The following is a 20,816-nucleotide window of genomic DNA, read 5'->3' on the forward strand; positions in this document are numbered from 1 at the left end:
TAGCAGGGTCTCCCACCGCGGCGTGATCCACGGTTGCATAGAAGATGCAATTGATCCTTGAACAGATGAATGGAGCGAGCATGAGCGAGCAGCAGAGCACTGGTTGGATCGGCGGAAAGAACGCCTTCGGGGACTTCGCGCCGGGAATGGTCCACTACACCGACAAGGTCCTCTTTGACGAGGTGTGGGAGCGGGAGGGCCTGTCCAAGCGCGATCGCAGCCTGATCACCGTCGCCGCATTGACGGCAATGGGCAAGATGGACCAGCTGAAGTTCCACCTCGCCCACGCCCGGACGAACGGAGTCACCGAGGAAGAGCTGAAGGAAGCGATCACCCAGCTCGCGTTCTACACCGGCTGGCCCAACGGGATGGGCGCAATGACCGTGGCCAAGCAGGTCTTCGGCGGGGAGGAGTGAGCACGAAGGCATCCGTCGCCGAAGCCGTGCCCGCGTCCGGCAGTCAGCTGCCGCGCGCGGCTCGGCTTCGTCGCAGCCGCCGCATCACTGGTGATCGTGTTCGCGGCCTCCGGCGCACCGATCCCACTCTACGAGCGCTACCGTACTGCGGACGGCCTGACCACCAGCGATCTATCGATCGCAGCGGTGGCCTACTTCGTCGCGGTCATGATCGCGCTTGTCGTCCTCGGTAGGTTCTCTGATCACCTCGGTCGCAGAACCGTGTCATTGCTGGCACTGGTTCTGGCGGCCGTCGGGTCACTGGCGCTGCTCGACGTGACCAGCCTGGGCATCCTCATGGCCGGGCGATCCCTGCAGGGCCTGGCCTGCGGGCTGGGTTCCTCGGCCGTCGCCGCCTACGTGGTCGACCTCGCCCCCGAGAGGCCGCGATGGCTGGCTGCGGCGGTCGTCGCTGGCTCCCCGCTGATTGGGTTGACCATCGGCGCGGTCGGTGCAGGGGCGCTGGCCGAGTACGGCCCCGCCCCTGAGCAGACGCCCTACATCGTCGTCGCGGTCCTGCTGTCCGCGTGCGCGGCGCTGCTCGTGTTCAGCCCCGAGCCGATCACCCGTCGCCCAGGGGCGGCGGCGTCGCTGCGGCCCCAAGTGCACCTGCCGCGGACCATCCGGCCGCTGCTGCCTGCCGCGGTCGCCGTCTTCGTCGGAACTTGGGCCCTCGGCGGGTTCTACCAGGCCTTTAGCCCGACGATCTCCGCCCAGAGCCTCGGCACGACGAACACGCTGGTTGCGGGGATCGTGTTCGCCTCCTATATGGCCCCCATCGCCTTCGGCGGACTATTCACCGGGCAGATGAGCCCAGTGGCCGCGCAGCGTGCCGGGATCGTCGTGTTCGCCCTCGCCGTGGTCGGAGTCGTGATCGGCCTGCGTACCGGCGCGATCGCCGTGGTTATCCTCTCTGGGATCGTCGCCGGCATATCGCAGGGGGCTACGTTCACCGGTTCCATGCGCGGGTTGCTTCAGCGCACCAGCCCCAGCGACATGGCCGGATTGATGGCGACGGTGTACCTGTTCTCCTACGGCGGAGCCGTCGTCCCCAGCCTGATCTCAGGACGCCTCACCGCCGCAGGGCTGAGCCTCGAGACAATCTCGCTGGGCTACGCCGGCATCGCAGTCATCGCAGCCCTCCTCGTGCTGCTCACCTCGAGGAAGGGAAAGGCTCCGGCTGTCGTCTCAGACGGTAACCGGAATGTCTAGCTGTACCCGGCCGGGACGTTGGCTACGACGAGCCTAGTTGAACGAATGAGAACCTCCGGGTGGGATGTGGCTTGTCTAAGGCCCACTCCCACCCGGAGGTTCTCGTGTCCCACGGTAGTGCACGGCTGACCGTTCACTGTCACCGACTGTTCGCCCAACGTCATCGCGCCGGTTGGCCACAAGCCCTTATCACCGCCGCGATGGGGATTTCCCGCAAGCGCGTGAAGACCTGATCGACAGGTATGGCAACGAAGGCGGTGCCGGTCGGTCCAGGTCCTCATGGCCTCACGCGATGCCTACGAAGATCAGCAGTTTGATCGAACAGCAGGTAGGTCGGCAGCTTCAACCAGTCCAAGTCAACGCGCAAACCGCTTCCGCACGTCCGACACAACAAGCGCCCCGACAGGCCGAAGCCTGACGGGGCGCTTGTGCGAGACTCTAGTGTGACCGCCGGTGACAGCGCGTCAGCGACCAGATCCTCTGGTATCCGAGCCGATCAGCTCAACTACCGCTAAGTTGCCGAAGCACGTAGTGCAGGATGCCGCCGTTGCGGTAGTAGTCCGCCTCGCCGGGGGTGTCGATGCGGACGACCGCGTCGAACTCGACGCCGGTGTCCGTGGTGACCTTGACGGTACGCGGGGTGGTGCCGTCGTTGAGGGCGGTGACGCCGGTGACGGAGAAGGACTCCTGGCCGGTCAGGCCGAGCGACTCGGCGTTCTGGCCCTCGGGGAACTGGAGCGGCAGCACGCCCATCCCGATGAGGTTCGAGCGGTGGATGCGCTCGTAGGACTCGGCGATGACGGCCTTGACGCCGAGGAGTGCGGTGCCCTTGGCGGCCCAGTCGCGGGACGAGCCGGAGCCGTACTCCTTGCCCGCCAGGACGACCAGCGGGATGCCGGCCGCCTGGTAGTTCTGCGAGGCGTCGTAGATGAACGACACCGGGCCGTCCTGCTGGGTGAAGTCGCGGGTGAAGCCGCCCTCGGTGCCCGGCGCGATCTGGTTGCGCAGGCGGATGTTGGCGAAGGTGCCGCGGATCATGACCTCGTGGTTGCCGCGGCGGGAGCCGTAGCTGTTGAAGTCGCGGCGCTCGATGCCGTGTTCGGTGAGGTACTGGCCGGCCGGGGTGTCGGCCTTGATCGCGCCGGCCGGGGAGATGTGGTCGGTGGTGACCGAGTCGCCCAGCTTGGCCAGGACGCGGGCGCCGGCGATGTCCTCGACGGGCGCCGGCTCCATGCTCATGCCCTCGAAGTACGGGGGCTTGCGGACGTAGGTGGACTCGGCGGCCCAGTCGAAGGTGTCACCGGTCGGGATGGGCAGCGCCTGCCACTGCGCGTCTCCGGCGAAGACGTCCTGGTAGGACTTGTTGAACATGTCCTCGCCGATGGCGTTGGCGACGACGTCGTTCACCTCGGCCTCGCTGGGCCAGATGTCCTTCAGGTAGACCGGGTTGCCGTCCTGGTCGGCGCCGAGGGCGTCCCGGGTGATGTCCACCTTCATGGAGCCGGCGATGGCGTAGGCCACGACCAGCGGCGGGGACGCCAGGTAGTTCATCTTGACGTCCGGGTTGATCCGGCCCTCGAAGTTGCGGTTGCCGGAGAGGACCGAAGTGACCGCCAGATCATGCTCGTTGACCGCCTTGGAGACCTCCTCCGGCAGCGGACCCGAGTTGCCGATGCAGGTGGTGCAGCCGTAGCCGACGAGGTTGAAGCCGACCTTGTCGAGGTAGGGCGTGAGGTTCGCCTTGTCGAAGTAGTCGGTGACGACCTTCGAGCCCGGGGCCAGGGTGGTCTTCACCCACGGCTTGCGGCTGAGGCCCTTCTCCACCGCCTTCTTGGCGACCAGCGCGGCGGCCACCATGACATACGGGTTGGAGGTGTTGGTGCAGGAGGTGATCGCGGCGACGGTGACCGCGCCGTGGTCGATCTCGTAGGTCGAGCCGTCGGGGGCGGTGACGGTGGTGAGGCGCGTCGGCACACCGTCGGCGGCGGCCGGGGCGTCGGACGCGGGGAAGGACTCCTTGCCGGCCTCCTCGTCGTCGCTGACGTAGTTGCGCACATCCTGCGCGAACTGCTGGGAGGCGTTGGCGAGGACGATGCGGTCCTGCGGGCGCTTGGGGCCGGCGATGGACGGGACGACGGTGGCGAGGTCCAGTTCGAGCTTCTCGGAGAAGTCCGGCTCGGCCTTCGGGTCCAGCCAGAGGCCCTGCTCCTTGGCGTAGGCCTCGACCAGCGCGACCTGCTTCTCGTCACGGCCGGTCAGACGCAGGTAGTTGAGGGTCTCGTCGTCGATCGGGAAGATCGCGGCGGTGGAGCCGAACTCCGGCGACATATTGCCGATGGTGGCGCGGTTGGCGAGCGAGGTGGCGGCCACGCCCTCGCCGTAGAACTCCACGAACTTGCCGACCACACCGTGCTTGCGCAGCATCTCGGTGATGGTGAGCACCAGGTCGGTGGCGGTGGTGCCGGGCTTCAGCTCGCCGGTCAGCTTGAAGCCGACGACGCGCGGGATCAGCATCGAGACCGGCTGGCCGAGCATCGCGGCCTCCGCCTCGATACCGCCGACGCCCCAGCCGAGCACCCCGAGCCCGTTGACCATGGTGGTGTGCGAGTCGGTACCGACCAGGGTGTCCGGGTACGCCTGCCCGTTCCGCACCATGACGGTACGGGCCAGATGCTCGATGTTGACCTGGTGCACGATGCCGGTGCCGGGCGGGACGACCTTGAACTCGTCGAACGCGGTCTGGCCCCAGCGCAGGAACTGGTAGCGCTCGCGGTTGCGGCCGTACTCCAGCTCGACGTTCTGTGCGAAGGCCTCGTTGGTGCCGAACTTGTCGGCGATGACGGAGTGGTCGATGACCAGCTCGGCCGGGGCCAGCGGGTTGATCTTCGCCGGGTCGCCGCCCAGTTCCTTCACGGCCTCGCGCATGGTGGCGAGGTCCACCACACAGGGCACACCGGTGAAGTCCTGCATGATCACGCGCGCCGGCGTGAACTGGATCTCCTGGCTGGGCTGCGCCTGGGAGTCCCAGCCGCCGAGGGCCCGGATGTGGTCGGCGGTGATGTTCGCGCCGTCCTCGGTACGGAGCAGGTTCTCCAGCAGCACCTTCAGGCTGTAGGGAAGGCGAGCGGAGCCCTCGACCTTGTCCAGCCTGAAGATCTCGTACGACTCGTCGCCCACGCGCAGCGTGCTGCGGGCGTCGAAGCTGTTCGCCGACACGACAGTCTCCTTCATGTGTGTGCGCGTTCCACCGCATCCTGCCGCCGCCTCGCCCGGCACATCAGCTAAGGTAAGGCTCAGTTAGGGCACCCTTACCTGGGGCGGCGGCTGCGGCGCACCTCGGCAGATATCTCGATGTCGAGATAACTCTAGTACATCACCGCGCCAGGGTCATGTCGCGTACCCCACAGTCCTGTCGCAGCGAACCTTGCCGGAGCGCAGTTCCTCTCACCGAGCATGGGGTACACAGGCCAGGGCGTCGCCGCGGCGGACGAGAGCCTGTCGGCCGACGAACCCCGGCACAACCTCCCGGGAGGAATCCGTGAGCGACAACGCAACAGGCGAGGCCGCCGGCCCCCTCGCCGTCCGGCTGTTGGACACGGACACCTGGCCCGCGTTCGCCCGGCTGGTCGAGGCGAACAACGGTGTGTGGGGCGGCTGTTGGTGCATGGGCTTCCATGTGAGGGTCGGCAAGGGACGTACCCCGCAGCAGAACCGGGCCGAGAAGGAGCAGCGGGTCCGTACGGGCCAGACCCGTTCCGCGCTCGTCTTCTCAGGCGACGACTGCCTGGGCTGGTGCCAGTTCGGCTCGCCGGCCGAACTGCCGGAGATCAAGAGCAAGCGGAAGTACGAGAAGGACCTCACGGTGCTGCCGGACTGGCGCATCACCTGCTTCTTCACGGGCAAGGGCCTGCGCAGGCGCGGCATCGCGCACGCCGCTCTCGGCGGGGCACTGGCCGAGATCGCCCGCCAGGGCGGTGGCACGGTCGAGGGCTACCCCGAGGAGACCGACGACCGTTCGGTGTCGGGCTCGTTCCTGCACACCGGCCCGATGGCCGTCTTCGAGAACCACGGTTTCACCCGGACCCGGCCGATCTCACCCCACCGCTGGGTCGTCACCCTCACCATCACTCCGGCCTGATGAGGCGGTACTTGCGGCACTGACAACCGGCCTGCCCCGACCCGCCCGCGCTCAGAGGCCGGGCGGGCCTGTTCGACGCGGCGGAGGACCGGGGTCAGGCGGTCCAGGTCCTCGCTGCCCTGCACCTGCCGCTCGTCCCACCAGGTGGCGCCCGCGTCCCGCAGCGGCCCCAGCAGATCGCGCGCCGCGGCCGGATCGGCGGGACTCGCCCCGCCGAGGACCACCTCGAACGGCCCGCTCGCCCCCGCCTCCGCACGGTGCCGCCCCACATAGGCGACCAACTCCCGCACCTCGTCCAGCGGTGGCACACACCCGTGCCGGGCCGAGGTGAAGAGCGGGACCACGCCGTCCCAGCGGGCGGCGCGGCGCATCGGCGGGCGGTGGGGCCAGAACCCCGCCACCCACACCGGGGGCCGCGGCCGCTGCACCGTCGCGGGCAGCAGGGTCACCTCGCGCACCGTGTAGTGCCGCCCCTCGTGGTCGACCCGCTCCCCCGACCAGAACCGCGTCAGCAACTCCAGCCCCTCGTCCAGCTTTTCCGCCAGCCGCACCGGGTCGGTGGTCTCGCCGAAGCTGCCGTACTCGTCCTCGATCGGGCCGCCGAGACCCGTGCCGAAGGTGACCCGCCCGCCGCTGAGCGCGTCCAATGTGGCGACCTGGCGGGCGAGTTGCTGCGGGCGGCGCCGGGCCACCGGGGTGACCAGGGTGCCGAGGCGGATCCGGGAGGTGGCCAGGGCGGCGGCGCCGAGCAGGATCCACGGGTCGCCGAAGGGCCGCGGGTGCCGCCGGTGCACCACGTGGTCCCAGACGAACAGCCCGTCCCAGCCGGCCTGTTCCGCCGCCGAGGCGACCCGCGCCACATTCCGCGGGTCGGCGAAGTCACCGAAGTTCGGGATGTTGACCGAGTAGCGCATCATCCGGGCATCCTGGCCCCGCCCGCGGCCCCGGGCAACCGGCACGGCCACGCCAGCGCGCGGGCCGCGTCCGGCCGGAAAAAAGCGGAAGCGGCGGGGTACTCCGGGCGGCTACGGTGCGGGGGCCACCGGCGCGGCACCGCGTCTGACCGACCCCGAGGAGACTGTTGTGACCTCCCTCGTCCGGCACATCACCTTCGACTGCGCACCGCCGCACGACCCCTACGAACTCGGGCTGTTCTGGGCGCAGTTGACTGGCGGCGCCGTCCACCCCGACGACCGGCCCGGCGACGACGAGGTCCTGGTGGAGCCCGGGGAGGGCGGCCCCGGGCTGCTCTTCATCCGGGTGCCAGAGGCCAAGTCCGTCAAGAACCGGCTCCATCTGGACCTCCAGCCGGACCGGACCCGGGACGAGGAGGTCGAGCGGGTCCTCGCACTCGGCGCGCGCCTCCTCGACGACCGGCGCACCGAGGACGGCCGCGGTTGGGTGGTCTGCACCGATCCCGCGGGCAACGAGTTCTGCATCGAGCGCGGCACCTCGGAACGCACCGGAGGTTAGGCGCCCCGGTCAGGCGATCAACTGGCGGGACGGGCACGGGAGTTCAGATTCAGGCGGTCGTCGCGGTCGCTGTGAGGCGCGGTGGGGGCCTCCACGAGTACGGCCGCCCCGTCACCCGTCCGGCCCCTCCCGGCTCGCGCCGTTCCGGGTCACGACGCATCGTCAGGGGGCGTGCGGGGCGCCACTGGTGTCCCTCACCCGTTCGCCCGCCCCAGATGCAGTCTCATCTCACATATGAGATACGCTGCCGCCATGGCAGACGATTACCTCGTACGTATCGGCAAGCTCATCCGTGACGCACGGCAGCACCGCGGCTGGACACAGGCGCAGTTGGCGGAGGCTCTGGGGACCAGTCAGAGCGCGGTGAATCGGATTGAGCGCGGCAACCAGAACATCAGCCTTGAGATGATCGCCAGAATCGGCGAGGCCCTCGACAGCGAGATCGTCTCCCTCGGCTACGCCGGACCGATGCATCTGCGGGTGGTCGGCGGGCGCCGCCTCTCCGGTTCGATCGACGTCAAGACCAGCAAGAACGCCTGCGTAGCGCTGCTCTGCGCCGCCCTGCTCAACCAGGGGCGTACCGTGCTGCGCCGGGTGGCCCGGATCGAGGAGGTCTACCGGCTGCTGGAGGTGCTCGGCTCCATCGGTGTCCGCACCCGCTGGATCAACGACGGTGTGGACCTGGAGATCGTGCCGCCGGAGCAGTTGGACATGGCGGCGATCGACGCGGACGCCGCCCGCCGCACCCGGTCCATCATCATGTTCCTGGGCCCGCTGCTGCACCGTATGGACCACTTCAAGCTGCCCTACGCGGGCGGTTGCGACCTCGGTACCCGCACCATCGAGCCGCATATGATCGCGCTGCGCCGCTTCGGCCTGGACATCACCGCCACCGACGGCCTCTACCACGCGGTCGTCTCCCGGCAGGCCTCCCCGGACCGCCCCATCGTGCTGACCGAACGCGGTGACACGGTGACCGAGAACGCGCTGCTGGCCGCCGCCCGCCACGAGGGCACCACCGTCATCCGCAACGCCTCCTCCAACTACATGGTCCAGGACCTGTGCTTCTTCCTGGAGGCGCTGGGCGTACGGGTGGAGGGCGTCGGCACCACCACCCTCACCGTGCACGGGGTGCGGGACATCGCGGTGGATGTGGACTACTCGCCGTCCGAGGACCCGGTGGAGGCGATGAGCCTGGTGGCCGCGGCCGTGGTCACCGAGTCCGAACTCACCGTGCGGCGGGTGCCGATCGAGTTCCTGGAGATCGAGCTGGCGGTCCTGGAGGAGATGGGCCTGGACCACGACCGCTCCCCCGAGTACCCGGCGGACAACGGACGTACCCGGCTGGTCGACCTCACCGTGCGGCCCTCCAAGCTGGAGGCGCCCATCGACAAGATCCACCCCATGCCGTTCCCCGGTCTCAACATCGACAATGTGCCGTTCTTCGCGGCGATCGCGGCCGTCGCACAGGGCAAGACGATGATCCACGACTGGGTCTACGACAACCGCGCCATCTACCTCACCGATCTGGCCCGCCTCGGCGGACGGGTCCAACTCCTCGACCCGCACCGGGTGTTGGTGGAGGGCCCCACCCGCTGGCGGGCCGCGGAGATGATGTGCCCGCCCGCCCTGCGCCCCGCGGTGGTCGTCCTGCTCGCCATGATGGCCGCCGAGGGCACCTCCGTCCTGCGCAACGTCTATGTCATCAACCGCGGTTACGAGGACCTGGCGGAGCGCCTCAACTCCGTCGGGGCCCAGATCGAGACGTTCCGGGACATCTGATGTGAGGATGCCGCCGTACCCCGTCTGACGAGGGGCGGGAACGGGCTGTCAGCCGGAGGAGTCGGAGCCGCCTCCCCCACCGACAGCTCCGCCGACAGCCCGTCTCAACGCCGCCGCCTCGTCGGCAAGGCGCCGGGTGACAGGATCGTCACGGAAACCGAGATCCTTCATCCTGGTGTGGAGCACGGCCAGGCGCGCGGTGACGTTGTCGATCAGGTCTTCCACCATGTCGGAGGTCAACCCCGCCCCGGGGAGAGGCAAGGCGTCGATCCGCTCGTCGAGTAGGTCGATGCCTTCCCGCACCTCCGTGTGGGCCTCCGCGGGTAGCCCCGACCGCGCGAGTTGACGTCGCAGCCGCGACAACGCGAGTGCGGTCTGCTCCAGCAGCCGCACATGACGGTCCGCCTGGAACCCGGCGTCGGTCGTGGAGACGTTGCGCAGGAACCCGGTATGACTCTGCACCCTGACGACCGGCGCCTGGTACTGGTGGCCCGCGGCGATCACGGTGTCGCCGGAGCTCGTCGGCGTCCGGCAACCGAGGGCCGGCCGGAAGCAGGGGTGGACGCGCAGGTCGTTCTCGTACGGCTGCAGGGGCCACTGGGAGTCGCCCGCGTAGACGACGCCATCACCGCGGCGCACGCCCAGGAAGCCGATGCCGTACAAGGCGTCGATCACGGACGTGGCCGTCAACTGCTCGGTGTACGCGGAGTACCGCTCGTGGAGGTCGTCGCGGATCTCGTCGAAGCGTGCGGTGAAGACGTTCCGGTCCACGGCGTACCCGGCATTCTCGAACTGGGCGAACACCGGCCGCAGGAACGGGAATCCGACGTTGTACTCCTTGGCGAGATCGTCGAGCTTCCATCGGGAGAACTGTTCGGCGGCCTCCAGGACGTCGTCCTCGTGGATCGTCGGGCGTCGCGAGCGATCGGCGGCATCGCGGCACAGCGTGAGGAACTGGATGATGTCACGGGGCCGGGCGAGGGAACGCCGCACAAGGTAGTCAGGGGTCCACTCACCCGCGACCCTGCGGGGGAAGATGCCGTCCCACAACTCCTCGTCCGTCACCGGCCGTTCGAGCGACAGGACGGCTCGGGCGCAGGCCAGCCCTCGCAAGGCCGCCGGACTCCACGTGATACGGACTTCGTCACTGCGGAACTTGTCGCCGTCGGCGAAGTTCAGCGCGTCGTAGATATCGGCCCGCACGAAGAGCACACAGCGCACGGCATGGCCGTATGCCGCGACAACGTGCTTGGCGCCGAGCAGGAGCCCGGTGATCAGCGGGTGGCTGTCCGAATCGCCCTGCCACACCTGTTCCAGCTGGTCGACCAGGATCAGGAACGGCTTTTCCTGCGCCGCGACGCAGCCGAGGTCCTCGAAGGCGGCCCGTAAGCCGGCTTCGAGCGCGTCGAGCTGCCGCATAGCCCGCGCGCCCTCCGAACCGCCGTTTGCACCGGGTTCGCCACCGGCACTGAAGCTCGCTTCGAGGCCGAACATCTTGACCACCAGAGTCGCCGACTGCAGCAGGCGCGTGCCGCGCCGCAACCGGTCGGTGAGCCGCCCGTCGCCGCCCTCACCGTTGGCCTGAAGGAAGTCCTTCAGAGCCCGTACGGAGGCGGGCGCGCGCCACCTCCTGTGAGCGTCGGCGTGTTCGGTGACGTGCTTGGCCGCGTGCACGGCGAAGACATAGCGCCAGATGAGGGACTTGGCGGTGTCGGCCGTCAGTCCCTGCAACTCGAAGCGCCGGATCTCGTCACCAGCCGCGTCGTCCGGAGTGATCAGTGCGGCACGCCCCGGGTAGCGGCCGCTCATGAGGTGAGCACAGATCGCGCTCTTGCCGGAACCCTTGCGCCCGACGACCAGCGACTTGCGTCCGGCGAGCACGGCCTCCGAGGCGTACGTGGACTGGAAGCCGTCGCGCAGCAGCCCGTCGGCGAAGTCGGACTCCGCGTCGTCCCGCCCGAAGAAGAGCTTCTTCACGGGCTGATACGGCTGCTCCACGGCTCCCCCTGCGCGTTGCGACTGCGCCACTCAGATTAGCCGTTCGGGACCACGCTCATCGCCGCGTACCGAATGAACCCCTGGAAAGCGACTCAGGCGAGGCGTTACGCACCCTGGCTGCCGGGCGCACCAGGACGAGGAACTCGCCTCGATGACGGGCTTTGCGTCTGGTGTCAGGTGGCGGCGGGAGATGCCGGCCCGGATGTGTCCTGGCCGTCTACGCGGCATGGACCAGCTCCGCGGCGGGGCCGGGGCTCCACCGGCCCCTGGAATCAAGCGTGTTGACGGGTGGCCGTGCGGGCACGACCATTCAGGTCACAATCGAAAAAAAAGGGGGGTCCCTATGGGGGACGTACGCGAAGGGGCGAGGTGGAGCGCCTGGGTGGTGGCCGGGTTCGTCTTCTTCTTCGTGCTGTGCGTGGCGGGGGTCTTCGCCGTCACCGGCACCAACTGGATCAGCGCGCCGTTCCGCGGCGCGGCCGAGGCGCGGGACGACACCGCGGGGTCCGGCACCTTCCGGCTGACCACCTACGAGGAGTTCTTCGACCTCTGCGAGAACGCGCAGAATGCCGAGGGCTCCATCGACGTGCTCAACGACGAGCGCAAGCACGCCACTTCGGCCCGGCGGTCGCAGATCGACCAGTCGGTCAGCGCGCTGCGCGTGTCACGGCTCGAAGCGATCAACGACTACAACGCGAAGGCCGCCGAGGAGCACCGGGCGCCCTTCCATGACCGGCATCTGCCCTACGGCCTCGACGCCGACGCGAAGAAGACGCAGTGCACCGACCGACCGTAGAAAGGGCCCGCTGATGACGAGGGCTTTCCGTGCCGCGGGGGCGGCCATACTCGGGCTCGCGCTGACGCTGGCCCTGGCCTCCTGCTCGGACAACTCCAGCCAGGCCAAGGAGAACAACACCAAGCAGAAGAACTACGACCGCCTGGTGGCGAACCAGCCCGCCGGGTACATGGACTACTCGCCGACCCGCGAGAGCATCAACCAGTGGGTGAAGACCTGGGGCAAGCGCGGCAAGCTGTCCTACGTCTACATCCAGAACGCCAAGGGCGAGTACGGCTACTTCGTGATGAAGGGGCTGCCCGTTCCGAGCTGCAAGATGCTGACGCCGACGGAGAAGGTGGACAGCTCCTCCGAGGGCAAGGTGGTCGTGGCGCAGCCCGGTATGGACGGCGCCTACTCGACGGGGTCGAACTGCAACACGTACTACGGCTTCGACGCCACGACCGGGGCGTACATGGAGTTCACCGTCGGCACCAACCAGTCGTTCTTCCTCTTCGACAAGCCGATGTCGATGCCGGAGTACGCCAGCGCCAAGCAGCTCGGGCCGACCTCCGTCAAGGACGCCAGCCAGCGCTGACCCCGGCGCCGTACCCGCTCCCGCGCACCTGAACAGGGCGCGGGAGCAGGGGACTTGGGGCAGCGGGGGTGGGTCAGGAGGTCGGTTCGGCGGCGGGGGTGCCGGTGACCAGGGTGGCGATCTCGGCGGCGAGCCGCGGGCCGAGTTCGCCCCAGCCGTCCTTGTAGCCGTAGACACCGGCGAGGGTGCGGGCGTCGTAGTCGCCGTTCATGATCTCGATGTCGGTGGCGGTGATCAGCGCCGGGTGGGCGACGCCGACGGCCGCGGAGACCTTCCGCAACTCCTTGCGCAGGGTGCGCAGATAGACCCCGGCCCGGGTCGACTTGGACTCCGCGTCGAGGCCGTGCACCAGCCACGGGTCCTGGGTGGCGATACCGGTGGGGCACTTGTCGGTGTGGCACTTCTGCGCCTGGAGGCAGCCGATGGACAGCATCGCCTCCCGCGCCACGTTGATCATGTCGACGCCGAGCGCGAAGGCGACGACCGCGTTGTCGGGCAGGCCCAGCTTGCCGCCGCCGATGAAGGTGATGTCATCGGTCAGGCCCCGCTCGGCGAAGGTGCTGTAGACGCGGGAGAAGCCCATCCGGAACGGCAGCGAGACCGAGTCGGAGAACATCAGCGGGGCCGCGCCGGTGCCGCCCTCGCCGCCGTCGATGGTCACGAAGTCGACACCGCGGTCACCGCGCGCCATCAGCGTGGCCAGCTCCCGCCAGAAGTCCATCTCACCGATCGCGCTCTTGATGCCGACCGGCAACCCGGTCTCGGCGGCGAGCAGTTCGACGAAGTCCAGCATCGAGTCCACATCGTGGAACGCGGTGTGCCGGGACGGGGAGGCGCAGTCCTTGCCGAGCGGGATCCCGCGTATCTCGGCGATCTCCGGGGTGACCTTCGCCGCCGGCAGCAGCCCGCCGAGGCCCGGCTTGGCGCCCTGCGAGAGCTTGATCTCCAGCGCCTTGACGGGCGCCGAGGCGACCACTTCCTTCAACTTGTCGATGTTGAAGGTGCCGTCCTCGTTGCGGCAGCCGAAGTACGAGGTGCCGATCTGGAGGATCAGGTCGCCGCCGTTGCGGTGGTACGGGGAGAGGCCGCCCTCGCCGGTGTTCTGCATGGCGCCGGCCAGCGCGGCGCCCTTGTTGAGCGCGGTGATCGCCGGGCCGGAGAGCGAACCGAAGCTCATCGCCGAGATGTTGACCACGCTCGCCGGCCGGAACGCCTTGGCACGCCCCCGCGGCCCGCCGAGGATCTTGGCCGAAGGCAGCGGCGCCTGCGGGTCGTTGAGATCGGGCAGCGGCCCGGCGAAGGTGCGCTGCTTCACATAGGCGTGGCCCTGCACATGCTCGACGTCGACATCGGTGCCGAAGCCGAAGTAGTTGTTCTCCTCCTTGGCGGAGGCGTAGATCCAGGTGCGCTGGTCGCGGCTGAAGGGGCGCTCCTCCTCGTTGGAGGTCACCACGTACTGCCGCAGCTCCGGGCCGATCATCTCCACCAGATAGCGGGCGTGCCCGATCACCGGGAAGTTCCTGAGCAGCGCGTGCTTCTTCTGCGTGAGGTCGCGGGCGGCCACCAGCGCCAGTGCTGATGCCGCTGCGGCCGCGCCGATGCTCCGAGCGCGCATGGACGTTCCTCTCCTCGACTTCTGGATTACCCCCGACTCCAACGCAGCGCGGCGGACGTCGTGCGCGTTGGCGGCGGGCACTGCGAACGGTCGCGGTGACCGCCGGCGAAACGCCAGACGATAGTAGAGGCCGCGCCGAAAGCCGAACTCCCAGGGGCGGAGGACGGGTTCCGCCGGTGGGGCCGACGGGCGGAGCCGCTGGGGGGTTGCGGCGCGGACCGGCGCGGCGGTTCCCCTAGGTCGTGACCGTCGGCAGGACCCCCGGTGGTGGGGCGAGTGCGCAGGCCTCGTCCAGACGCATCTGGTAGGTGCTGACGATGTGCGGCTCGTCGAAGACCTCGACCCGGACGCCGGGCGTCTCCAGGATGGCCCAGTCGCCGATCTCCGGGGCGGGCACCCGCAGCAGATGGAGGGGTGGCAGCCCGGTGAGCGGGTGCGGCGGCTGGGTGAGCGGCACGATCTGGAGGGTGATGCCGGGGCGCCGGGCGGCGGCGTGCAGCGCGGCCCGCTGCCCGGCCGTGACCTCCGGCCCGCCGACCCGGGTGTGCAGGGCGGCCTCCGGGAGCAGCGCCCAGAGCGTGGCCCCGCGCTCGGCGAGCCGACGCTGCCGCTCCGCGAGCAGTTCCACCCGCTGCCGGCGCTCGTCCGCGGTCGTGCCCGGCTCCAGTTCCGCCAGCACGGCCGCCGCGTACTCCTCGGTCCGCAGCAGTTCGGGGACGAGGGCGGGGTGCCAGGTGCGGACGAGGCCGGCCGAGGACTCCATGCCGATGACGTCCTGCTGCCAGGGCTCCATCACCTCGCGCCAGGGGTGCCACCAGCCGGGGCGGTTGGCGTTGGCGAGGCGGGCCAGTATCCGGTCGGTCTCGGTGGCGCCCACCCCGTAGTGGCGCAGCAGGAGGTGGACCTGGCCCGCGTCGAGACCGGTCTCGGCGCGTTCGATACGGCGGACGGTGACGGGGTGGGCGCCGAGGGCGGCCGCGGCGGAGCGGAGGCTGACGTCGGCGCGCTCCCGCAGTGCGCGCAGGCGTTCCGCGAGGACCCGGTGCTCCAGGGTCGGCCCGGACCGCGGCCTCATCCCGCCGCCCGCCGCGGGCCGCCGCCGGCCGTGCCGGAGCCGGCCGGAGCCGCCCGTTTCGCTGCTGTTCTCTGCCGCATTCTCATCCGATGGACGCCTCTGAACGATGCGGGGACCGCATTCTGTCGCTTGCAAAGTGTGTCCTGCGCGACGATAGTTACATTTATGCCCCGTTTTCCGCATGTGCTGTCAGGAATGCGCACACCGCAGACGCCCCGTAGGGACATACCGGGCGAGGTGTCCCCGGTGGACATCCGGTTCCCCGAGGGCGACCAGGCGCCCATCCCCGGTCAGGACTCGCCAGCCGCGTCCGAGCAGGAGCGTCCCGCCGCCGGCTGGTGGCTACCGGCGGTCTCGCACAGCGTGAGCGACGCCCGGCACCGGATCGCCGAGGTCCTGCGCCACTGGGGGCAGCCCGACGACCGGGTGGAGACGGCCGCGCTGTGCGCCTCCGAGCTGGTGAGCAACGCGGTGCGGTTCTCGGACGCGAAGAGCGTGTGGTGCGAGGCGCTGCGGGCGGAGGGGCGGATCCGCATCCATGTCTGGAACCAGAACACCGCCCGCCATCCGGAGACCCCGCAGGTCCCGGCGCCCGGAGGCGGGGAGTCGGCCTGCGCCGCCGAACTGCCGGAGGGCGGCCGCGGCCTGCTGATCGTCTCGACCATCGCCGACGACTGGGGCTCACGCACCTGCTCCGCGGGCTGCCTGGTCTGGGCCGACGTCTGACCGGTCCCGGCCCGCACCCGGCCGGTCGCTCCCGCAGCCCCTTCTCGCCTTCCGGCCCGCACCGAGTGCGGCGCCTCAGTCGTTCCGACCTGGACGTTTCGGCAGGGGCCGAAGCTGCTGGCCGGGATGCTCACCGGTACGCGACGGTGGTCGGGCCGGCAGAGAGCCGGCGACGGCAGGGCACCGACCGACACCTCGGTGCCGGAGAACGGGGGACATCATGAGGGCACGGACGATGAGGCGGAACGCGATCCGCAGCGCGGCGGCGGGGGCACTGCTGGCGGGCGCACTGGCCGGCGGTCTCACGGCGGCTCCGGCGCAGGCCTCGGCGTCGGGCGGGGCGTCGACGCAGTCGGCCCGTTGGCATTGCACGGGGGACTCCGATCCGGACGTGGACGGGCGGCAGCGGGTCTACACAACCTGCACCAAGGGAAAGAGTTCCATCTCGGCCACGTTCTACGCCCGCGGGGAGCACCTGTACGTGTACGACCACTTCAAGAACGGCCACCGCACCGTGGTGTATCTGAGGGTCGACGGCAGCGGCACCGCGAAGTTCACCACCGGTCATCACAACCTGAGTTACAGCGAGAACAAGGACGTCTACCTCAAGGTGTGCACCTCGTCCTCCTCGAAGGCGTTCTGCTCGGCGGAACGCAGGGGCACCACCTGAGCCACCCCGCGGCGGTACGCCCCTGGGCCCTCAGGGCAGCACCGCGAACCCGTCGAGTTCGACCAGGGCTTCGGGGTCCCAGAGGCGTACCGCGCCGATCACCGCCATCGCCGGGTAGTCGCGGCCGGCCGACTCCCGCCAGATGCGGCCGAGTTCGGCGGCGTGCGCGCGGTAGTCGGCGACGTCGGTGGCGTAGACGGTGACGCGGGCCAGGTCGCCGGGAGAGCCACCGGCGGCGTCCAGGGCGGCGAGGAGATTGGTCAGGGCGCGGGCGAACTGCTCAGGCAGGGTGGTGCCGACGATCCGGCCGGTGTCGTCCAGTGCGGTCTGCCCGGCGAGGAACACCACCCGGGTGCCGGTGGCGACGACGGCGTGCGAGAAGCCGGCGGGCGGGGCGAGGCCCTCCGGGTTGACGCGGCGTACCGGGCCGGCTCCGGCGTCGTGGTCGGTCACCGGTACAACTCCTTCGCGATGATGGTGAGTTGGACCTCGCTGGCGCCCTCGTAGATCCGTGGGGCGCGTACCTCGCGGTAGAGGTGTTCCAGCAGGTGGCCCCGGTGCAGGGCGCGGGCGCCGTGCAGTTGGACCGCGGAGTCCACCACGTACTGGGCGGTCTCGGTGGCGAGCAGTTTGGCCATGGCGGAGGTGCGGGCCACATCGGGCTCGCCCCGGTCGAAGGCCGCGGCGGCGGCGTACACCAGCAGGCGGGCGGCCTCGGTGCGGGTGGCCATCTCGGCGGTGCGGTGGGTCACGGACTGGAGCCCGGCGAGCGGGCCGCCGAAGGCCCTGCGTTCCGCGGTGTGCGCGAGGGCGGCGTCCAGCGCGGCCTGCGCCATCCCGACGGCGAAGGCGCCGACGCTGGGCCGGAGGCGGTTGAGGGTGCCCATGGCGACCCGGAAGCCGCGGTCGGGTTCGCCGAGTATGTCGTCCGCGGTGACGGGCACCTCGTCGAAGGTGAGGGTGCCGATGGGGTGCGGGGAGAGCATCTCCAGGGGTTCCCCGCCGAGTCCCGGCCGGTCGGCGGGGACCAGGAAGGCGGTCACCCCGCGGGATCCGGCGCCGGGGGTGGTGCGGGCGAAGACGGTGTAGAAGTCGGCCTCCGGCGCGTTGGAGATCCAGCGCTTGCCGCCGGTCAGCCGCCAGCCGCCGTCCGGGGCGGGGCGGGCGGCGAGAGCGAGGGCCGCCGCGTCCGAGCCGGCCTCCGGTTCGGTCAGCGCGAAGGCGGCGACGGCCCGCCCCGCCCGCACCCCGGGCAGCCACCGCTGGCGCTGCGCCGGGCTGCCGTGCTCCCGTACGGGGCAGGCGCCGAGGCCCTGGAGGGCGAGGGCGGTCTCGGCCTCGGTGCAGGCGTAGGCCAGGGACTCCCGCAGCAGGCACAGATCGAGCGCGCCGGAGTCGAACAGCCGGTCCAGCAGGCCGAGTTCACCGAGGGCGGCGAGCAGCGGGCGGTTGACCCGGCCCGGTTCCGCGTTCTCGGCGAGCGGTCGCAGCCGCTGCTCGGCGAGGTCTCTGAGCCGGGCGCACCAGGCGCGCTGCTCCGGGTCGAGTGCGAACGCGGGCCTGGATTCCGTCACGGGGCCGCCCCTCCCTGTCCGCTCCGGCGCCCGGATCCGGCAGCACCTCTATCGCGGACCGTTGACTGTCGTCACTGTCACGATACGCTCGTTCGGCGGGTATATCACCGACAAACCCGACGCGCGAGGCCACCGAGACAAGGGGGCGGACCGCCCATGGACGCCACGCATCGCGATCCGGCCGCGGGCCGGGCCAGGACCGGACCGGCCGCCGACACCACCGCCCGCCCCGCCCCCTCGGCGCACACCGACACCTTCGCCCGGGACCACTTGCCGCCGCCCGAGCAGTGGCCCGAACTCCGCTTCGACCTGCCGGAACTCCGCTACCCGGCCCGGCTGAACTGCGGCCGCGAACTGCTGGACGCCACCCTGGACCGCTTCGGCCCCGACCGCCCGGCCCTGCGCACCGGCGACGGCACGGTGTGGAGCTACGGCGAGCTGCGGGACCGGGTGGACCGGATCGCGCGGGTGCTGACCGGGCGGCTCGGTGTGGTGCCGGGCAACCGGGTCCTGCTGCGCGGGCCCACCGATCCGCTGCTGGTGGCGTGCTGGCTGGCGGTGATGAAGGCGGGCGCGGTCGCGGTCACGGTGCTGGCGCAGCAGCGGGCGCACGAGCTGGCCACCGTCTGCCGGCTGGCCCGGATCAGCCACGCCCTGTGCGACGCCCGCTTCCTGGACGAGCTGGTCCGGGCCGACGCGGACGGCCTGCGCATCACCCCGTACGGCGGGGACGGCGCCAACGATCTGGTGCGGCTGCTACCGGCCGGCCCGGTGCGCTTCGAGGCGGTGGAGACCGCCGCCGACGATGTGGCGCTGATCGCCTTCACCTCCGGCACCACCGGCCTGCCCAAGGGCTGTATGCACTTCCACCGGGATGTGCTCGCGGTCTGCGACACCTTCGCCCGCCATGTGCTGAAGCCGGTGCCCGAGGACGTCTTCGCGGGCAGCCCGCCGCTCGGTTTCACCTTTGGTCTGGGCGGCCTGGTGCTGTTCCCGTTGCGGGCCGGGGCTAGCGCGCTGCTGCTGGAGCGGGCCCGCCCCGGCGACCTGCTGCCCGCCGTCGCCCGGCACCGCGTCTCGGTGCTGTTCACCGCGCCCACCGCCTACCGCGCCCTGCTGGATGGGCTCGACACCCACGACCTGTCCTCACTGCGCCGCTGCGTCTCCGCCGGCGAGAACCTGCCGGCGGCCACCTGGCGGGCCTGGTACGAGGGGACCGGGCTGCGCATCATCAACGGCATCGGTGCCACGGAACTGCTGCACATCTTCGTCTCCGACGCCGACGAGGACATCCGCCCCGGCACCACCGGCCGCCCGGTGCCCGGCTGGCAGGCCAGGGTCACCGACCCCACCGGCGCCACCACCGAGCCGGTCCCGGACGGCGAACCGGGCCTACTCGCGGTGCGCGGCCCGGTCGGCTGCCGCTACCTCGCGGACCCGCGCCAGCGGCAGTACGTACGGGAGGGGTGGAACATCACCGGCGACACCTATGTCCGCGATCCGGACGGCCGCTTCCGGTATGTGGCCCGCGCCGACGACATGATCATCTCTGCCGGGTACAACATCGCCGGCCCCGAGGTGGAGGACGCGCTGCTGCGGCACCCGGATGTGGTGGAGGCGGCCGTGGTGGGGCGGCCCGACCCGGAGCGCGGTCAACTCGTCGTCGCCCATGTGGTCCTGCGACCGGGCGCCGTGCAGGACGCCGAGGCTCTGCGGGCCTTCGTCAAGGCCGAGTTGGCACCGTACAAGTGCCCGCGCGAGGTGGTGTTCCCCGAGGCCCTCCCGCGCACCGCGACGGGCAAGCTCCAGCGCTTCCGCCTGCGCGAGGCCCCGCCGGGCGCCCCATAGGGTTGGGCCCGTGAGTGAGCACCCCTCCGAGCCGTCGCAGTCCGCCGCCCCGCGGTCCCTGATCGTCACCCTCTTCGGGGCGTACGGCCGGGGGTTCGGCGGGCCGGTGCCGGTGGCCGAGTTGGTGCGGCTGCTGGGAGCGGCGGGGGTGGACGCGCCGGCCGTGCGGTCGGCGGTGTCCCGGCTGAAGCGGCGCGGGCTGCTGCGACCGGAGCGGACCGCGGGCGGCGCCGCCGGGTACGCGCTCTCCCCCGACGCGCGGCAGTTGCTGGACGACGGCGACCGGCGGATCTACGCCCAGGGTGCGGCGCGGGCCGAGGACGGCTGGGTGCTGGCGGTGTTCTCGGTGCCCGAGTCGGAGCGGGCCCGGCGGCATCTGCTGCGCTCCCGGCTCGCCGGGCTCGGCTTCGGCACCGCCGCCCCCGGGGTGTGGCTGGCCCCGGCCCGGCTGTACGAGGAGACCCGGCACACCCTGCGCCGCCTCGGCCTCGACCCGTATGTGGACCTCTTCCGCGGCGAGCATCTGGGCTTCGCGCCGACCGCGGAGGCGGTGGCCCGCTGGTGGGACCTGCCGGCCCTGGCCGCGCAGCACCGCGCCTTCCTGCACCGGCAGCAGCCCGTCCTCGACGCCTGGTCCCGGAAGTCCGCCCACCCCGCGGACGACCCGGCCGCCGCCTTCCGCGACCATCTGCTGGCCCTGGACTCCTGGCGCCATCTCCCGTACGCGGACCCGGGGTTGCCCCCCGAACTGCTCCCCACCGACTGGCCCGGCACCCGCTCCGCCACCGTCTTCCACGCCCTCCACCAACGCCTCCACCGGGCGGCCGGTGCCTTCGTACGCGGGGATTAGGCCGTGTCCGGAAAGTCCCGCCGTTGC

Annotated in this window: 17 protein-coding genes and 1 pseudogene; 11 read left to right on the plus strand and 7 right to left on the minus strand. The window is 70.6% G+C overall.

What is annotated here, in order from left to right:
* Positions 1–80: 80 nt before the first annotated feature.
* Positions 81–416 carry a carboxymuconolactone decarboxylase family protein gene (locus ACFVST_RS15810; RefSeq protein WP_390151253.1) on the plus strand — a complete coding sequence of 112 codons (336 nt, stop codon included), beginning with the start codon at positions 81–83 and terminating at the stop codon, positions 414–416.
* Between the two features lie 90 nt (positions 417–506).
* Positions 507–1,667, plus strand: coding sequence for an MFS transporter (locus ACFVST_RS15815; protein WP_390151256.1), 1,161 nt, complete (start codon positions 507–509; stop codon positions 1,665–1,667).
* Positions 1,668–2,168: 501 nt separating this feature from the next.
* On the opposite strand, the gene acnA is transcribed toward ACFVST_RS15815, so the two are convergent.
* Positions 2,169–4,883: an aconitate hydratase AcnA gene (acnA, locus tag ACFVST_RS15820; RefSeq protein WP_390151258.1), complete on the minus strand. Its 2,715-nt coding sequence runs from the start codon at positions 4,881–4,883 to the stop codon at positions 2,169–2,171.
* A gap of 322 nt (positions 4,884–5,205) precedes the next feature.
* Here acnA and ACFVST_RS15825 point away from each other — a divergent pair, with 322 nt between their 5' ends.
* Complete coding sequence (locus ACFVST_RS15825) at positions 5,206–5,805, plus strand: GNAT family N-acetyltransferase (RefSeq protein WP_390151260.1); 600 nt, start codon at positions 5,206–5,208, stop codon at positions 5,803–5,805.
* A 56-nt stretch (positions 5,806–5,861) separates the two neighbouring features.
* Here the strand turns inward: ACFVST_RS15825 and ACFVST_RS15830 are convergent.
* A pseudogene (locus ACFVST_RS15830) lies at positions 5,862–6,719 on the minus strand (LLM class flavin-dependent oxidoreductase); the annotation flags it as partial.
* Positions 6,720–6,888: 169 nt separating this feature from the next.
* On the opposite strand from ACFVST_RS15830, the gene ACFVST_RS15835 reads away from it, so the two are divergent.
* Positions 6,889–7,278, plus strand: a complete 390-nt coding sequence (locus ACFVST_RS15835; protein ID WP_390151263.1) for a VOC family protein — start codon at positions 6,889–6,891, stop codon at positions 7,276–7,278.
* 252 nt (positions 7,279–7,530) lie between these two features.
* Positions 7,531–9,060, plus strand: coding sequence for a helix-turn-helix domain-containing protein (locus ACFVST_RS15840; RefSeq protein WP_390151266.1), 1,530 nt, complete (start codon positions 7,531–7,533; stop codon positions 9,058–9,060).
* A gap of 48 nt (positions 9,061–9,108) precedes the next feature.
* Here the strand turns inward: ACFVST_RS15840 and ACFVST_RS15845 are convergent, their stop codons facing one another.
* Positions 9,109–11,088, minus strand: coding sequence for a P-loop ATPase, Sll1717 family (locus ACFVST_RS15845; RefSeq protein WP_390151269.1), 1,980 nt, complete (start codon positions 11,086–11,088; stop codon positions 9,109–9,111).
* Between the two features lie 313 nt (positions 11,089–11,401).
* On the opposite strand from ACFVST_RS15845, the gene ACFVST_RS15850 reads away from it, so the two are divergent.
* Together ACFVST_RS15850 and ACFVST_RS15855 are read left to right on the plus strand one after the other, a co-directional pair.
* Positions 11,402–11,854, plus strand: a complete 453-nt coding sequence (locus ACFVST_RS15850) for a hypothetical protein (protein ID WP_390151272.1) — start codon at positions 11,402–11,404, stop codon at positions 11,852–11,854.
* A 13-nt stretch (positions 11,855–11,867) separates the two neighbouring features.
* Entirely contained in the window at positions 11,868–12,431 is a 564-nt protein-coding gene (locus ACFVST_RS15855) for a hypothetical protein (protein WP_390151274.1), read from the plus strand.
* Between the two features lie 73 nt (positions 12,432–12,504).
* Here ACFVST_RS15855 and ACFVST_RS15860 read toward each other — a convergent pair whose 3' ends face one another.
* Entirely contained in the window at positions 12,505–14,046 is a 1,542-nt protein-coding gene (locus tag ACFVST_RS15860; protein ID WP_390151277.1) for an FMN-binding glutamate synthase family protein, read from the minus strand.
* A 235-nt stretch (positions 14,047–14,281) separates the two neighbouring features.
* Positions 14,282–15,121 carry a helix-turn-helix domain-containing protein gene (locus ACFVST_RS15865; protein ID WP_390151280.1) on the minus strand — a complete coding sequence of 280 codons (840 nt, stop codon included), beginning with the start codon at positions 15,119–15,121 and terminating at the stop codon, positions 14,282–14,284.
* Between the two features lie 246 nt (positions 15,122–15,367).
* On the opposite strand from ACFVST_RS15865, the gene ACFVST_RS15870 reads away from it, so the two are divergent.
* Together ACFVST_RS15870 and ACFVST_RS15875 are read left to right on the plus strand one after the other, a co-directional pair.
* On the plus strand, positions 15,368–15,847 hold the full coding sequence (locus ACFVST_RS15870; RefSeq protein ID WP_390151283.1) for an ATP-binding protein: 480 nt from the start codon (positions 15,368–15,370) through the stop codon (positions 15,845–15,847).
* A 235-nt stretch (positions 15,848–16,082) separates the two neighbouring features.
* Entirely contained in the window at positions 16,083–16,517 is a 435-nt protein-coding gene (locus ACFVST_RS15875; protein WP_390151286.1) for a hypothetical protein, read from the plus strand.
* Positions 16,518–16,547: 30 nt separating this feature from the next.
* Here the strand turns inward: ACFVST_RS15875 and ACFVST_RS15880 are convergent, their stop codons facing one another.
* Together ACFVST_RS15880 and ACFVST_RS15885 are read right to left on the minus strand one after the other, a co-directional pair.
* On the minus strand, positions 16,548–16,970 hold the full coding sequence (locus ACFVST_RS15880; RefSeq protein ID WP_390151289.1) for a RidA family protein: 423 nt from the start codon (positions 16,968–16,970) through the stop codon (positions 16,548–16,550).
* Positions 16,967–18,091, minus strand: coding sequence for an acyl-CoA dehydrogenase family protein (locus ACFVST_RS15885; protein WP_390151292.1), 1,125 nt, complete (start codon positions 18,089–18,091; stop codon positions 16,967–16,969). The genes ACFVST_RS15880 and ACFVST_RS15885 overlap by 4 nt, the downstream gene beginning before the upstream one ends.
* Positions 18,092–18,247: 156 nt before the next feature.
* Between ACFVST_RS15885 and ACFVST_RS15890 the strand changes: the two genes are divergently transcribed.
* Both ACFVST_RS15890 and ACFVST_RS15895 read left to right on the plus strand, forming a co-directional pair.
* Positions 18,248–19,939, plus strand: a complete 1,692-nt coding sequence (locus tag ACFVST_RS15890; RefSeq protein WP_390151295.1) for an AMP-binding protein — start codon at positions 18,248–18,250, stop codon at positions 19,937–19,939.
* Positions 19,940–19,949: 10 nt separating this feature from the next.
* On the plus strand, positions 19,950–20,789 hold the full coding sequence (locus tag ACFVST_RS15895) for a PaaX family transcriptional regulator C-terminal domain-containing protein (RefSeq protein ID WP_390151298.1): 840 nt from the start codon (positions 19,950–19,952) through the stop codon (positions 20,787–20,789).
* Positions 20,790–20,816 lie beyond the last annotated feature (27 nt).

It is taken from the genome of Streptomyces sp. NPDC058045 (assembly GCF_042885635.1).
GTDB lineage: Bacteria > Actinomycetota > Actinomycetes > Streptomycetales > Streptomycetaceae > Streptomyces.